The sequence below is a fragment of the Pseudomonas sp. EA_105y_Pfl2_R69 genome (assembly GCF_963970915.1).
Classification (GTDB): Bacteria; Pseudomonadota; Gammaproteobacteria; order Pseudomonadales; family Pseudomonadaceae; genus Aquipseudomonas.
Map to the genome: position 1 here is coordinate 64070 of NZ_CAXAOO010000005.1, position 14496 is coordinate 78565.

The following is a 14496-nucleotide window of genomic DNA, read 5'->3' on the forward strand; positions in this document are numbered from 1 at the left end:
ACTGATGTCGCAGTCCCCGCGCGCGTTCCTGGAAAGCATGGACGCCCCGCCGCGAGCGGCGGTCCAGCGCGCGGGTCGGCCGTTGGTCGCGGGGCGCATCACCCTTGGCTTGAGCACGTCCTTTGGCGAGTAAAAGGTCGGGCCTAGAGGTTGACCGAGCCGATAAACTGGCGCAGCTCCGCGGTCTGCGGTTCGGCGAACAGCGCTTTGGGCGCGCCGACCTCATGCACCTTGCCCTGGTGCATGAATACCAGCTTGTCGCCGACCTCGCGGGCGAAGCGCATCTCGTGGGTGACCATGATCAGAGTCATGCCCTCGCTGGCCAGTTGCTTGACCACCGCCAGCACCTCGTTGACCAGCTCCGGGTCGAGCGCCGAGGTGATCTCGTCGCACAGCAGCACCCGCGGTGACATGGCCAGGGCGCGGGCGATCGCCACCCGCTGCTGCTGACCGCCGGACAGACGCTCGGGGTAGGCGTCGAACTTCTCGCCGAGGCCGACCCGCTCGAGCATCTGCCGCGCCAGTTGCGCGGCCTCGTCGCGCGCCAGCTTTTTCACCACCTGCGGGGCCAGCATGATGTTCTCGCCGACGCTGAGGTGGGGGAACAGATTGAACTGCTGAAACACCATGCCGACCTTCTGCCGCAGGCTGCGCAGGTCGGCGCGGGCGGCGTCGATATAGTCGCCGTCGACCTCGATCACCCCGTCGTTGATCGATTCCAGGCCGTTGAGGGTGCGTAGCAGGGTGCTCTTGCCCGAGCCGCTGCGGCCGATGATGGCGACCACTTCGCCTTCCTCGACTGTCAGATCGATGCCCTTGAGCACGTGGTTGTCGCCGTAGTACTTGTGCAGGGCGGTGACGTTAAGCAGTGACATTCAGCCTCCTTTCCAGGCGGTATGCGGCAAGCGACAGGGGGTAGCAGAGCAGGAAGTAGCCGAGCGCCACCAGGCCGTAGACCATAAAGGGCTCGAAGGTGGCGTTGGCCAGCATGCCGCCGGTCTTGGTCAGCTCGGTGAAGCCGATGATCGAGGTCACCGCGGTGCCTTTCACCACCTGCACCGAGAAGCCCACGGTGGGGGCGATGGCGATGCGCAGCGCCTGCGGCAGCACCACGTGGCGCAGCACTTCGAGGCGGCTCATGGCCAGGCTTTCGGCGGCCTCCCACTGGCCGCGGCCGATCGACTCGACGCAACCGCGCCAGATCTCGGCGAGAAAGGCGCTGGTGAACAGGGTCAGGGCGCAGGCGGCGGCCAGCCAGGGCGACACGTCGACGCCGAGCAGGGCGATGCCGAAGAACACCATAAACAGCTGCATCAGCAGCGGCGTGCCCTGGAACAGCTCGATATAGCCGCGCGCCAGAACTCGTAGGGGTTGCAGCGGTGAAATCCGCGCCAGCAGAAGCAGCAGGCCGGCCACGCCGCCGCAGGCGAAGGCCACCAGCGACAGCAGCAGGGTCCACTGCAGGCCGACCAGCAGGTTGCGCAAAATGTCCCAGAAGGTGAAGTCCATCAGCGACCTCCGACGACGAAGCGGCGACCGATCCAGGCCAGCAGCTGGCGGATCAGGATCGCCATGGCCAGGTACAGCAGGGTGGTCACCAGGTAGGTTTCGAAGGCGCGGAAGTTGCGCGACTGGATAAAGTTGGCGGCGAACGACAGCTCCTCGGTGGAGATCTGCGAGCACACCGCCGAGCCGAGCATGACGATGATGATCTGGCTCGACAGCGCCGGCCAGACCTTGGCCAGGGCCGGGCGCAGGACCACGTAACGGAAGCTCTCGAAGCGGTTCATGGCCAGGGCTGCGGCCGCTTCCAGTTGGCCGACGGGGATGGCCTGGATGCCGGCGCGGATGATTTCGGTGGAGTAGGCCCCCAGGTTGATCACCATCGCCAGCACCGCCGCCTCCCACTCGCTCATCCGCACGCCCAGGGCCGGCAGGCCGAAGAAGATGAAGAACAGCTGGACGATAAACGGGGTGTTGCGGATCAGTTCGACATACAGGCCGAACAGCTGGTTGAACGGTTTGATCCGCCAGGCGCGCAGCACCGCACCGATGATGCCCAGGCCGACCCCGAGCAGGGTGCCGGCGGCGGTCAGGCTCAGGGTGAAGAATGCGCCTTGCAGCAACAGGTCGGCGTTGTCCAACACCGGAATGAAATCGAACTGGTACGCCATCGCGCGCCTCCTGTCTCTGCGCCTTTACAGGCCGGCCGGCAGCGGCTGCTTCAGCCACTTCTCGCTGAGCGCATTGAGGCTGCCGTCGACCTTGGCGCTGGCGATGATCGCGTTGACCTTGGCCAGCAGCGCCGCCTCGTTCTTGTTCATGCCGATATAGGCAGGCGAGTCCTTGAGGGTGAGCTTCATCAGCGGCGCCCGCTGGGGATTGCGCTCGGCGATGGTCGACATCACCAGGTTGCCGCTGGCGATCAGGTCGACCTGGCCGGAGAGGTAGGCGGCGATGGTCGAGTTGTTGTCCTCGAAGCGCTTGAGGGTCGCGCCCTTGGGAGCCACTTTGCTCAGCTCGATATCCTCCACCGCGCCGCGGGTCACGCTGATGGTCTTGCCCGCCAGGTCGTCGAGGCTGCTCACGGCCGCGTCTGCCGGGCCGAATACGCCGAGGTAGAAGGGCGCGTAGGCGCTGGAGAAGTCGATCACGGCTTCGCGCTCGGGGTTCTTGCCCAGGCTGGAGATCACCAGGTCGACCTTGCCGGTGGTGAGGAAGGGGATGCGGTTGGTGCTGTTGACCGGGGTCAGCTCGAGCTTCACCGCCAACTGGTCGGCCAGCAGTTGCGCGGTGTCGATATCCAGGCCGCGCGGCTGCATGTCCGGGCCGATCGAGCCGAAGGGCGGAAAGTCCTGGGGGACGGCGACTTTAAGCACGCCGCGCTCGGCGATGTCGCTGAGGCTGTCGGCGAAGGCGCTGGGCAGGCTCAGGGCCAGGCCGGCGACGAGCAGGTTGAGTAGGTGGCGCTGAATCTTGTGCATGGCATGCTCCCGGTGGACGAGTGAAATTCGATTGATTTCGCTGGCTACCCGAGTGCATTGCTCATGCCAATTCCATTTGATTCATGCACTTAGCTATATTGCTTTTGTAAAACAAGGTCTTACTGGTATGAACAGTTATAAAGTTGACTGGTCGGTCAGTCAGGGTGCTGCGCCATTTGGGTGCGGGGCCGCGAGCCGGGCTTCAAAACGGCGCAGCGCTTGCCTGGCGGCCGCTCTGGCCGTACAAAGAGCACCTTTACTGGACCGACCGGCCTGAACAGTCATGCATGCTTCCGCTCCTCGTGCCGTCCCCGAGTACGCCCTGCAGGCGATCCGCCAGCTGATCGCCGACGAGGACTATCGCCCGGGCGATGCCCTGCCGTCGCAGCGCGATCTGGCCGAGCGCCTGGGGGTCAGTCGCACCTCCCTACGCGAAGCCCTGTCGTCCTTGAGTGCCCTGGGCATGATCAGCGTGCAGCCGGGCAAGGGCGTGTTCGTCCAGGCCACATCCGCCCAGGCCGCGGCCCCGACGGGCTTCGCCTGGCCGTTCGCCGAACAGGTGTCGGCGAGCGACACCTTCCAGCTGCGCTTCGCTCTGGAGGGATTCGCCTGCGGCCTGGCGGCGGCGACCCTGACCGCCGAGGAACTGGATGCGCTGCAGGACAATGTCGAGCAGATGCGTCTGGCCCTGCGCGCTGGTGATTTCGACCGCGCCTCACGCCTGGATTTCGATTTTCACCGGCGCATCCTGCTGGCCAGCGGCAACCAGGCCATGTGCGGCATCGTCACCTCCAGCGCGGATATTTTTCTGGAAAGCCAGAAGCTGCCGTTTATCCGCCCGGAGCGGGCGATGGAGACCTGGCAGGAACACCGCAAGATCCTCAAGGCCCTGGGGCGGCACGCCTCGGGCCCGGCGCAGAAGGCCATGCAGCAGCATATTCGCGCGGCTGCCTTGCGCACCGGCATCGCTTTTGTCACTCTCGGCGACTAGCGTTCGGGTAAATTCTTTGTGGGCCCATAGATAGGCTCAATGGTGTCCGCCTTCCTGTGTCGGGAAAGCCGGGCTATGATGTCGACCATCTTTTGCTTCCGAACACGGAGACTTTCCATGAGCGAATTCATCACCAATGTCAGCGACGCCAGTTTCGACCAGGATGTCATCCAGGCCGAGGGTCCGGTGCTGGTCGACTACTGGGCTGAGTGGTGCGGCCCGTGCAAGATGATCGCGCCGGTGCTCGACGAGATTGCCCAGACCTACCAGGGCAAGCTGAAAGTCTGCAAGCTGAACATCGACGAAAACCAGGACACCCCGCCCAAGTACGGCGTGCGTGGCATTCCAACCCTGATGCTGTTCAAGAACGGCAACGTCGAAGCGACCAAGGTTGGTGCGCTGTCCAAGTCGCAACTGGCCGCATTCCTCGACAGCAATATCTAAGCGACTGTGCTGTTGAATAAGCCCCGTAAATAGCGGGGCTTTTTTATGGACTGCCATCCATGGCAGCCACCCTTCGGGCCGTCGCTACGCGACGTTAAAAATGGCTCCCAGCCATTTTTTCTGCCTGGCGGGCATGCCCGCTTCCCTCATCCGGCGCTGCGCGCCACCTTCTCCCGGAGGGCGAAGGGCATCGGATGGCGTCGCTGCGAGACTTTCATTTAAGGGCTGGACGTGCCGCTAAAGCCGGTGTTACATTCGGCCTCGCTGCATTTCCTATGCAGCCCCCTGCAAGCCGTCGCCGACGGATTCCTACGCGAATACCTTCGAAGCACGCTGGCGATCCAATCGCCTTTTAGCGGCGCGGCCTCCCAAGCTGAATAGCTTATTTCCCCTCCTTCATGATTACGTCATTCCTATGAATCTGACCGAACTCAAGCAAAAGCCGATCACCGAACTGCTGGAACTCGCCGAACAGATGGGCCTGGAAAACATGGCTCGTTCGCGCAAGCAGGACGTGATTTTCTCGCTGTTGAAAAAACACGCTAAAAGCGGTGAGGAAATCTCCGGTGATGGCGTGCTGGAGATTCTCCAGGACGGTTTCGGCTTCCTCCGCTCCGCGGATGCCTCGTACCTCGCCGGCCCCGACGACATCTACGTCTCGCCGAGCCAGATCCGCCGCTTCAACCTGCGTACCGGCGACACCATCGTCGGCAAGATCCGCCCGCCGAAAGAGGGCGAGCGTTACTTCGCGCTGCTCAAGGTCGATACGATCAATTACGATCGCCCGGAGAACGCCAAGAACAAGATTCTGTTCGAAAACCTGACGCCGCTGTTCCCCACCAAGCGTCTGGTCATGGAAGCCGGTAACGGCTCCACCGAAGACATCACCGGCCGCATCATCGACCTCTGCGCCCCCATCGGCAAAGGCCAGCGCGGCCTGATCGTGGCACCGCCGAAAGCCGGCAAGACCATCATGCTGCAGAACATCGCGGCCAACATCACGCGCAACAACCCGGAAGTGCACCTGATCGTCCTGCTGATCGACGAGCGTCCGGAAGAAGTGACCGAAATGCAGCGCACCGTGCGCGGTGAAGTGGTCGCCTCGACCTTCGACGAACCGCCGACCCGCCACGTGCAGGTCGCCGAAATGGTGATCGAGAAGGCCAAGCGCCTGGTCGAGCACAAGAAGGACGTGGTCATTCTGCTCGACTCCATCACCCGCCTGGCGCGCGCCTACAACACCGTGATCCCGAGCTCCGGCAAGGTCCTCACCGGTGGTGTCGACGCCCACGCCCTGGAGAAGCCGAAACGCTTCTTCGGCGCGGCGCGTAACATCGAGGAAGGTGGTTCGCTGACCATCATCGCCACCGCGCTGGTGGAAACCGGCTCGAAGATGGACGAAGTGATCTACGAGGAATTCAAGGGCACCGGCAACATGGAACTGCCCCTGGACCGTCGTATCGCCGAGAAGCGCGTATTCCCCGCGATCAACATCAACCGCTCCGGCACCCGCCGCGAAGAGTTGCTGACCGCCGAAGACGAGCTGCAGCGCATGTGGATTCTGCGCAAGCTGCTGCACCCGATGGACGAAATCGCTGCCATCGAGTTCCTTATCGACAAGCTGAAAGCGACCAAGACCAACGAAGAGTTCTTCCAGTCGATGCGCCGCAAGTAAGCCACGCGAGCCTCACAAAAGCCGGGTAAGCCCGGCTTTTGTGCATCTGGGCGTTGCTCCATTCTTCTGAATAACCCAGTTCGGCGCTAAACTTTGCGCCCCTATTGCTCGGCCCGAAATGAGGCATCTGCATGCAGTATCGCGACCTGCGCGACTTTATCCGTGGGCTGGAACAGCGCGGCGAACTCAAGCGCATCCAGACGCCGGTTTCCCCTGTGCTGGAAATGACCGAGGTCTGTGACCGCACATTGCGTCGCGGCGGGCCGGCGTTGCTGTTCGAGAACCCCACGGGCTTCGACATGCCGGTGCTCGGCAACCTGTTCGGCACGCCCAAGCGGGTAGCCCTGGGCATGGGCGCGGAAGAAGTCAGCGAGCTGCGCGAGATCGGCAAACTGCTGGCCTTCCTCAAAGAGCCCGAGCCGCCGAAAGGGCTGAAAGACGCCTGGTCCAAGCTGCCGATCTTCCGCAAAGTGCTGGCCATGGCACCCAAGGTGCTGAAGGACGCGCCCTGCCAGGAAGTGATCGAGGAGGGCGACGACGTCGACCTCGGCAAGCTGCCGGTGCAGACCTGCTGGCCCGGCGATGTTGGCCCGCTGATCACCTGGGGGCTGACCATCACCAAGGGGCCGAACAAGGAACGGCAGAACCTCGGTATCTATCGCCAGCAGGTGATCGGCCGCAACAAGCTGATCATGCGCTGGCTCAGCCACCGTGGTGGTGCGCTGGACTACCGCGAGTGGTGCCAGAAGTACCCGGATCGCCCCTACCCGGTGTGCGTCGCCCTCGGTGCGGATCCTGCGACCATTCTCGGTGCGGTCACCCCGGTGCCGGACAGCCTGTCCGAATATGCTTTCGCCGGCCTGCTGCGCGGCCATCGCACCGAGCTGATCAAGGCTCGCGGCAGTGATCTGCAGGTGCCGGCCAGCGCCGAAATCGTCCTCGAGGGAGTGATCCATCCCGGCGAGTTGGCCGATGAAGGCCCCTACGGCGACCACACCGGTTACTACAACGAGGTGGACCGCTTCCCGGTGTTTACCGTGGAGCGCATCACCCGCCGGCAAAAGCCGATCTACCACAGCACCTACACCGGTCGCCCGCCGGATGAACCGGCGATCCTCGGGGTGGCGCTCAATGAAGTGTTCGTGCCGATCCTGCAGAAGCAGTTCCCGGAAATCACCGACTTCTACCTGCCGCCCGAGGGCTGCTCCTACCGCCTGGCGGTGGTGACCATCAAGAAGCAGTACCCCGGCCACGCCAAGCGCGTAATGCTCGGTGTCTGGTCGTTTTTGCGACAGTTCATGTACACCAAGTTCGTCATAGTCACCGACGACGACATCAATGCACGGGACTGGAACGACGTGATCTGGGCGATTACCACGCGCATGGACCCCAAGCGCGACACGGTGCTGATCGACAACACGCCGATCGACTACCTCGACTTCGCCTCGCCGGTGTCCGGTCTGGGTTCGAAGATGGGCCTGGACGCCACCCATAAATGGCCGGGCGAGACCACGCGTGAGTGGGGCCGGGCTATCGTTCAGGATGAGACGGTCAAGCAGCGCGTCGATGCGCTCTGGTCTGAGTTGGGAATCGATTGATGAAAGTCACCCTGAATCCTTCGGGTGCTGTACTTGAAGTACGGGCCGGCGAGCGCATCCTGGATGCCGCGCGACGTCTGGGCTACGACTGCCCGCAGAGCTGTCGCAATGGCAACTGCCATATCTGTGCGGCGCTGCTGGTGGAGGGGCGGGTGCAGCAGGGCGCGAGCGCGCTGGACCATGGCGAGCTGTTCACCTGCCTGGCCGAACCCCTGGAAGACTGTGTGCTGCACTGGGACGGTGTGCTGGCCCCCGGCGAGCTGCCGGTGCGCGAGCTGGCCTGTCGGGTTGTCGCGTGCGATGAGGTGGGCGGCGACGTGTTCCGCCTGCGTCTTAGCGCTCCGGCCGGAAAGGTGCCGCGCTACCACGCCGGCCAGTACCTGCTGCTGCAGCGCGAGGATGAGGATTACGCCGCCTTCTCCCTGGCTTCGGCCCCCCATTGTGGCCGGGAGCTGGAGCTGCATATCCTGGCCCGTGACGAGTCCACCGCGAAGCTGATCGCCCAGCTGCGCAGCCGGGGCCTGGCGCGGGTGAAGATGCCATTCGGCGATACCCACCTGGCCGAGCTGCCGGATGGCCCGCTGGTGCTGATCGCGGCCGGTACCGGCATGGCGCAGATGCACAGCCTGATCGAGCACTGTCGCGCCGCCGGCTTCGCCCACCCGGTGCATCTGTACTGGGGGGCGCGCCGGCCGGAAGACTTCTACGCGCTGGAGCACTGGGCGCAGTGGCGGCAACTGCCCAATCTGTTCCTGCATCAGGTGGTCAGCGACCAATGTGGCTGGCAGGGCCGCTGCGGCCTGCTGCACGAAGCCGTGCGCGAAGACTTCGCCGACCTCAAGGCCCTGCATCTGTATGCCAGCGGTTCGCCGGCCATGGTCTATGCCACCCTGGATGCCCTGGTCGATGCCGGCATGGACGCCCACCAGATGCGCGCCGACGTGTTTGCCTACGCGCCGCGCGGGTGAATGAAAGAAGCCGCTCTGGGGCGGCTTCGTAGGGTGGATCACGCTTCACCGATCCACCAATCTGGGCGTGAGTGGTGGATGAATAAGGCGTCATCCACCCTGTATTTACCGCACCTGCACTACCACCTTGCCCACGGCCTTGCGCTGACCCAGGGTGTCGATGGCTTCTCCGGCTTTTTCCAGCGGGAAGGTCTGCGACACCAGCGGCTTGAGCTTGCCTTCGGCGTGCCAGGCGAACAGCTGCTGGAAGTTGGCCGCGTTGTCCTGGGGCTGGCGCTGGGCGAAGGAGCCCCAGAATACCCCGACCACCGCCGCGCCCTTGAGCAGGGCGAGGTTGACCGGCAGCTCGGGAATGCGCCCGCTGGCGAAGCCCACCACCAGCAGGCGGCCGTTCCAGGCGATGCTGCGGATGGCCGCATCGAACAGGTCGCCCCCCACCGGGTCGTAGATCACGTCCGCGCCCTGGCCACCGGTCAGGCGCTTGACCTCGTCCTTGAGGTTGCTGTCGCTGTAGTTGATCAGCTCGTCGGCACCGGCGGCCCTGGCCACTTCCAGCTTCTCGGCGCTGCTCGCCGCGGCAATTACCTTGGCCCCCATGGCCTTGCCGATCTCCACTGCCGCCAGGCCGACGCCGCCGGATGCGCCGAGCACCAGCAGGGTTTCGCCCGGCTGCAGGTTGGCGCGCTGCTTGAGCGCGTGCATCGAGGTGCCGTAGGTCATGCCGAAGGCGGCAGCGCTGGCAAAGTCCATGCTGGCCGGGATCGGCATGACGTTATAGCCGGGCACGGCCACTTCTTCGGCAAAGCTGCCCCAGCCGGTCAGGGCCATGACCCGGTCGCCGACTTTCAGGTGGCTGACCTTCTCGCCCACCGCCGCCACCACGCCCGCAGCTTCGCCGCCGGGGGAGAAGGGGAAGGGTGGCTTGAATTGGTATTTGCCCTCGATGATCAGGGTGTCGGGGAAGTTCACCCCGGCCGCATGCACGTGCAGGAGCACTTCGTTCTTCTTCGCTTCGGGGCTGGCGATTTCTTCCAGTACCAGGGTTTCGGCGGGGCCGAAGGCTTTGCACAGCACGGCTTTCATCGGGCGCTTCCTCTAGGGTTGATGGGGTTGCAGTGTAGGGTGGCGCGGGTCGCGGTCAACGAGCATGCCCGCTCCTGATGGCCTTGCATAAGCATAGGGCTTGGGCCTGGCCGCCGCTGTGGCTATGCTGGAGCCTGTCTGCGTTGCATTCGCCTCGCGATGCAGCGGGACAGACCCTAGTGACCTGCTAGCCGTACCGGCCGTCGGGGCCTGAATTCTTGAGGATTACACCGTGAAAGTCTGGATCGCATTGCTGATGGCTCTGTCCCTGCCGCTGTTGGCGCAGGCCGAGGAGGATGAAAAAGCCAAGGAGGGGGCGGCCCCTGTGGTGGCCTATGTTTCCCTGTTCCCGGCCCTGGTGGGCAATTTCGGTACGGGGCCGAAGCTCAAGTTCTTCAAGGCGGATATTTCCCTGCGGGTCTCCAGTGTCGAGGCCGAGGCCGCGGTCAAGCACCACGACCCACTGATCCGCAATCAGCTGGTGATGCTGTTTTCCCAGCAGACCGACGCCAGCATGGCGGCGGCCGACGCCAAGGAGCTGCTGCGTCAGCAGGCGCTCAAGCAGGTGCAGGATGTGCTCAACGAGGAGGAGGGCAAGCCGCTGGTGGAGGACCTGCTGTTCAATAACCTGATCATTCAGTAGTCCGCGCCAGCTGCCATTCGCAGGTGCAGTTGCGGCCCTGGTGTTTGGCCCGGTAGAGCGCCTGGTCGCTCTGGGCGATCAGCATATAGGGCTGGTTGTCCTGGCTCGGCTCGATGCAGGCCAGGCCAATGCTCAGGGTTATCCGGCCGAACGGGCTGCCCGGGTGAGGAATATTCAGTTCGGCCAGCTGCTGATGCACCCGCGCGGCGACCTGGGCCCCGCTGTGCAGGTCGGCGTTGGCCAGGATGATGGCGAATTCCTCTCCGCCATAGCGGCAGGCGCAGTCGTCTTCGCGCTGCATGCAGCATTGCAGCAGTTCGGCGACCTGCTGCAGGATATCGTCGCCGGCCAGGTGGCCGAGCTGGTCGTTATAGGCCTTGAAATAGTCGATATCCAGCATCAGCAGGGTCAGGGCAGCGTTATGTCGGCGCATGCGGCGCCACTCGCTGGCCAGGCGGTTATCGAAGTAGCGCCGGTTGTACAGGCCGGTCAGGCCGTCCTGCTGCGACAGGCGCTGCAGCTGCGCTTCGATCTGCAGGCGTTCGTTGTTGTCGCGGGAGACCCCGATCAGGTATTCATGGCCATTGATAACCATCAGTTGGGCGCTGATTTCGGCGGCCTGCAGGCTGCCGTCGCGGCGGCGCATCTGCTGCTGGAATATCTGTGACAGCTTGTCCTGCTGCGCCTGGCGCACGCCGTCCAGCCACTGGTGGAAGTCCGGCAGCAGTTGCTCGGGGTCTTCCTTGAGCAGATGGCTGAAGGCCTCGGCGCTATAGCCCAGGCTGCTGTACATGGCCTGGTTCATATGCAGGATGTCGCGGCTCTGCGGGTCGATGATAAACAGGCCGTCGCGACTGGCGTCGGTCAGGTCGAGTACCAGTTGCAGGCGTTCGCGGCTGTCGCGCAGCACCTGTTCGATCAGTTCGCGCTGGCTGACCTGCTCGTTCAGCTGGCGGTTGCCGTTGTTCAGGGCGTGGGCGCGGCGGGCGTTCTCCAGGGCCAGGGCGAGGGCGGCGACCAGCAGCAGGCTGATAATCAGGCTGGCCCCGAGGATGAACTCGGGCAGTGGCGTGCTGAGTTGTTGGACCAGGCGCTCGCTGGGCTTGAGGCGCAGGGCGAAGTTGCTGTTGTTGAGCAGCTGCAGCGCCACGACCTGCTGCAGGGCCTCGACCGCGGGGCCGCGGGTGCGCTGGTAGATGGGTTGCCCGGTTTCCAGCAGGGAGGCGCTGAAGTCGCCATCGTCGAGGCCGCTGAGCAGTTCGTCCATCAATTGCTCGACGCGAAACACACCCTGCAGGAAACCGTCGAAGACCGGTTGCTGCTGGGGGCTGGCGATAAATAGCGGGGTGTAGAGGATAAAGCCGCGGCCACCCTGGACCAGGGCGAAGCTGTTGGAAAAGCGCGGTTCGCCACTGGCCTTGGCCTGCATCGCCAGGTTGAAGTTGGGGTGAGCCGGGGTCAGACGGAACTGCTGGGCGGCCTCGTTACCCTGTAGCGGCTCGATCCAGCGCATAACGAGGTCGTTGCCCAGCCACTGGATAGCCTGGTAGCCCTTGAAGTGCTTGAGGGAGAACTGGCTGTCGAGGGTCCATTCGTCCCGGGGGATGCGCCCGCGGTGGTTCCACGCTTGCGCCAGGCGCTGCAGATCGTCGACCTGGTAGATCAGGCTGGCTTCCAGCTGACGGGCCAGGCTGTAGGCCTGATAGCTCACGCGCTCGGCAATACGCTGCTGTTGCGCGCTCAGCAGTTGTTGCCAGATCAGCAGGCTGGCCAGGCACAGCGTCAGCAGTAGAACTGCGAGCGCGAGGTGGGCTGGCCAGGGGGAGCGAGAGCGCTGCAACATAGAGAGCCCCAAAAGGTTCCTCTACCTAATAGCACAGTGCTATTTCAGCGCATAGCCAGGATCGCCGCCCACTCCTGGCTGCTGACGGGCATCACCGACAAACGGCTGCCTTTGTGCACCAGCGGCAGTTCCAGCAGGGCGCTTTGCGCTTTCAGCTGCGTCAGCGGGATGACCTGCCGAAAGGCCTCGACAAAGGCCACGTCGAGGGCGCTCCAGGGGTTCTTGGTGGCGCTGGCCTTGGCATCGAAGTAGTGACTCTCGGGCTCTAGCGCCGTGGGGTCGGGGTAGTGCGCCGAGGCAATCCGGGCGATGCCGGCGATACCCGGCTGCGGGCAGCTGGAGTGATAGAAGAAGAACAGCTCGCCCGGCTGCATGCTGCGCATAAAGTTGCGCGCCTGGTAGTTGCGCACCCCATCCCAGCGGGTTTGCCCCAGGCGCTGCAGGTCATGGATCGAGAGTTCGTCGGGTTCTGACTTCATTAACCAGTAAGGCATGAACTTTGCTCCTGTTCGCCAGTCCTTAAGCGGGCAGACCTGGTCGGCGCGACCAGGGGCCGTGCTCAGGCGCTGTCTGTATCGGCCTGGCGGCTAGTGGCTGCCGGGCCGTCGCGGGATCAATAAGAATAATCGCCACGGGTCCACCGTGGGTCATGCCTTCAAGGGGGAGGCATTCCATGAAAAAACGTAAACCAGATGTGTTGTGGGTATTGGTGATTCTGTTCAGCCTGGGTGTGGTCACCACGGGCTATACCCAGAGTCTATGGGAGCGCCAGCCGGACGCGCCAGTCGGCCAGCACGCGGCCGGTTGAGTCAGCCAAGCGCCGCAGGGAGTGCGGCACCCCGCAGCAATCAGTACCAGGTCTTGTCCGTCACCGTCGCTTGCAGCGGCACATCCCAGCTGGCCATCGTCAGCCGATCTACCTGCTGACATTCGTGAGCCAGACCGAGCAGCGTCGGTTTGTGCCAATTTTTGCGCATTTTCCGGTAGGCCAGGCTGCGGTCATAGAAGCCGCCGCCCATGCCCAGGCGTCCGCCGTGGCGATCGAAACCGACCAAAGGCAGCAGAATCAGATCCAGCGCCCAGATCTTGCGTTGCCGCGCGCGGTTGCGCCGCGGTTCGGCAATGCCGAAGCGATTGGCCCGCAGCGGCTCGCGCGCATCGATGCGTTGAAACACCATCTTGCTCTGCGGCCAGGGGCTGAGTACCGGCAGGTAGGTCGTCTTGCCGCGACGCTGGGCGGCGCGCAGCAGGGGACGGGGGTCGATTTCGCCGTCATTGGGCAGGTACAGGGCGATATGCCTGGCGCGGCGGAACAGCGGGTGCTGCGCCAGTTGTCGGTGCAGACCGCGGGCGGCCTGGCGTTGAGCCAGGCCGCCGAGGGCGCGCCGTTGCTGGCGCAACTGGCGACGCAGTTGCGCACGGCTGAGAGAGTTGGATTCGATCATGGCTGCTGGCGCTGACCGTTGCCGCGAGTGGGCAACGGGCTGGAAAGAGTGACTCCCCGACGTGCCGCTGTCGGCTTAGCCCTTGAACCCGAAAGTTCAAGGTGGAGGGTGCAGGAGGCGTTAAGGCTTTCCGTCAGGCGGACATGCACACCGGCCTCAACATGCAACCTCCGGGTTTGTGCGTATCGGCTCAGGGACATCACCAACTGGCGCACACTCCAGGGAGCGGTGGCCAGTATACCCGAAACCGCCGGCGAATCAGCTGCCGTGTTCATCCGCGTCGCTTTCGAGGGCGTGATCGACTCGGCTGAGCAGGCTGCGTACCTGTTCGCTGTTGGCGCTGGCCTGCTGGTCGAGGTGTTGCTGTTTGTGTAGCAGGTCGTGGGTGATATTCAGGGCGGCCATGACCGCGACGCGGTCGGCTCCGATGACTTTGCCGCTCGAGCGAATCTCACGCATCTTGCCGTCCAGATAACGTGCGGCGTTCTCCAGATTGCTGCGTTCATCGCTCGGGCAGGCGATGCAATATTCTTTGTCCAGGATCTGGACGGTAAGCGTATTCGACTGAGTCATTAATCCTGCTCCAGGGCTTTCAGGCGCGAAATCATGGATTCGACCTTATGCCGGGCCATTTCGTTCTTTTCAATAAGATGGGCGCGTTCCTCGCGCCAAGCCTTTTCATTTGCCAGGAGAGCGCGGTTGTGGGCCTTGAGCTGCTCGACACGCTGGATCAGCAAGTCCAGCTTGGTCGTAAGGGCGTGCAGGTCGGCATCTTCCATGGATTCTCTACTCGTGGGTATATGAGCGGGGCTGGCAATCGAA

The 14496-nt window shown here is 63.7% G+C and carries 17 protein-coding genes and 1 other RNA gene; 7 read left to right on the plus strand and 11 right to left on the minus strand.

Features of this window, described 5'->3' with window-relative positions; translation table 11 throughout:
* Positions 1–143: 143 nt before the first annotated feature.
* From AACY13_RS15165 to AACY13_RS15180, 4 genes are read right to left on the minus strand one after another with little or no spacing between them, the layout of a single operon-like run.
* Positions 144–875 carry an amino acid ABC transporter ATP-binding protein gene (locus tag AACY13_RS15165; RefSeq protein ID WP_339462419.1) on the minus strand — a complete coding sequence of 244 codons (732 nt, stop codon included), beginning with the start codon at positions 873–875 and terminating at the stop codon, positions 144–146.
* The gene (locus tag AACY13_RS15170) at positions 862–1512 is read right to left on the minus strand and encodes an amino acid ABC transporter permease (protein ID WP_339462685.1); all 651 of its coding nucleotides are present in this window, start codon (positions 1510–1512) and stop codon (positions 862–864) included. Before AACY13_RS15170 ends, AACY13_RS15165 begins: the two co-directional genes overlap by 14 nt.
* Entirely contained in the window at positions 1509–2174 is a 666-nt protein-coding gene (locus tag AACY13_RS15175) for an amino acid ABC transporter permease (RefSeq protein WP_339462420.1), read from the minus strand. The genes AACY13_RS15170 and AACY13_RS15175 overlap by 4 nt, the downstream gene beginning before the upstream one ends.
* A gap of 24 nt (positions 2175–2198) precedes the next feature.
* Positions 2199–2984, minus strand: a complete 786-nt coding sequence (locus tag AACY13_RS15180; protein WP_339462421.1) for a transporter substrate-binding domain-containing protein — start codon at positions 2982–2984, stop codon at positions 2199–2201.
* Positions 2985–3267: 283 nt separating this feature from the next.
* Between AACY13_RS15180 and AACY13_RS15185 the strand changes: the two genes are divergently transcribed.
* From AACY13_RS15185 to AACY13_RS15205, 5 genes are all read left to right on the plus strand, one after another.
* Positions 3268–3975 carry a FadR/GntR family transcriptional regulator gene (locus AACY13_RS15185; RefSeq protein ID WP_339462422.1) on the plus strand — a complete coding sequence of 236 codons (708 nt, stop codon included), beginning with the start codon at positions 3268–3270 and terminating at the stop codon, positions 3973–3975.
* A 117-nt stretch (positions 3976–4092) separates the two neighbouring features.
* Entirely contained in the window at positions 4093–4419 is a 327-nt protein-coding gene (gene trxA, locus AACY13_RS15190; RefSeq protein WP_079203790.1) for a thioredoxin TrxA, read from the plus strand.
* Positions 4420–4834: 415 nt separating this feature from the next.
* Positions 4835–6094 carry a transcription termination factor Rho gene (rho, locus tag AACY13_RS15195; RefSeq protein ID WP_339462423.1) on the plus strand — a complete coding sequence of 420 codons (1260 nt, stop codon included), beginning with the start codon at positions 4835–4837 and terminating at the stop codon, positions 6092–6094.
* Between the two features lie 131 nt (positions 6095–6225).
* On the plus strand, positions 6226–7692 hold the full coding sequence (ubiD, locus tag AACY13_RS15200) for a 4-hydroxy-3-polyprenylbenzoate decarboxylase (RefSeq protein WP_339462424.1): 1467 nt from the start codon (positions 6226–6228) through the stop codon (positions 7690–7692).
* On the plus strand, positions 7692–8660 hold the full coding sequence (locus tag AACY13_RS15205) for a CDP-6-deoxy-delta-3,4-glucoseen reductase (protein ID WP_339462425.1): 969 nt from the start codon (positions 7692–7694) through the stop codon (positions 8658–8660). Before ubiD ends, AACY13_RS15205 begins: the two co-directional genes overlap by 1 nt.
* A 105-nt stretch (positions 8661–8765) precedes the next feature.
* Here AACY13_RS15205 and AACY13_RS15210 read toward each other — a convergent pair whose 3' ends face one another.
* Positions 8766–9743, minus strand: a complete 978-nt coding sequence (locus AACY13_RS15210; protein ID WP_339462426.1) for an NADPH:quinone oxidoreductase family protein — start codon at positions 9741–9743, stop codon at positions 8766–8768.
* 232 nt (positions 9744–9975) lie between these two features.
* Between AACY13_RS15210 and AACY13_RS15215 the strand changes: the two genes are divergently transcribed.
* On the plus strand, positions 9976–10386 hold the full coding sequence (locus AACY13_RS15215; RefSeq protein ID WP_339462427.1) for a flagellar basal body-associated protein FliL: 411 nt from the start codon (positions 9976–9978) through the stop codon (positions 10384–10386).
* Here the strand turns inward: AACY13_RS15215 and AACY13_RS15220 are convergent.
* Complete coding sequence (locus AACY13_RS15220; RefSeq protein ID WP_339462428.1) at positions 10376–12229, minus strand: sensor domain-containing diguanylate cyclase; 1854 nt, start codon at positions 12227–12229, stop codon at positions 10376–10378. The genes AACY13_RS15215 and AACY13_RS15220 overlap by 11 nt on opposite strands.
* Positions 12230–12273: 44 nt before the next feature.
* On the minus strand, positions 12274–12723 hold the full coding sequence (locus AACY13_RS15225) for an EVE domain-containing protein (RefSeq protein ID WP_339462429.1): 450 nt from the start codon (positions 12721–12723) through the stop codon (positions 12274–12276).
* A 179-nt stretch (positions 12724–12902) separates the two neighbouring features.
* Between AACY13_RS15225 and AACY13_RS15230 the strand changes: the two genes are divergently transcribed.
* Positions 12903–13037: a hypothetical protein gene (locus tag AACY13_RS15230; protein WP_339462430.1), complete on the plus strand. Its 135-nt coding sequence runs from the start codon at positions 12903–12905 to the stop codon at positions 13035–13037.
* Positions 13038–13077: 40 nt separating this feature from the next.
* Here the strand turns inward: AACY13_RS15230 and AACY13_RS15235 are convergent, their stop codons facing one another.
* The 4 genes from AACY13_RS15235 to AACY13_RS15250 form a co-directional block, all read right to left on the minus strand.
* Complete coding sequence (locus tag AACY13_RS15235) at positions 13078–13674, minus strand: 5-formyltetrahydrofolate cyclo-ligase (protein ID WP_339462431.1); 597 nt, start codon at positions 13672–13674, stop codon at positions 13078–13080.
* Between the two features lie 49 nt (positions 13675–13723).
* Positions 13724–13902, minus strand: a non-coding RNA gene (gene ssrS, locus AACY13_RS15240) — 6S RNA.
* A 30-nt stretch (positions 13903–13932) separates the two neighbouring features.
* Positions 13933–14247, minus strand: coding sequence for a cell division protein ZapA (locus AACY13_RS15245; protein ID WP_339462432.1), 315 nt, complete (start codon positions 14245–14247; stop codon positions 13933–13935).
* Positions 14247–14453: a TIGR02449 family protein gene (locus tag AACY13_RS15250; protein WP_325503817.1), complete on the minus strand. Its 207-nt coding sequence runs from the start codon at positions 14451–14453 to the stop codon at positions 14247–14249. The genes AACY13_RS15245 and AACY13_RS15250 overlap by 1 nt, the downstream gene beginning before the upstream one ends.
* Positions 14454–14496 lie beyond the last annotated feature (43 nt).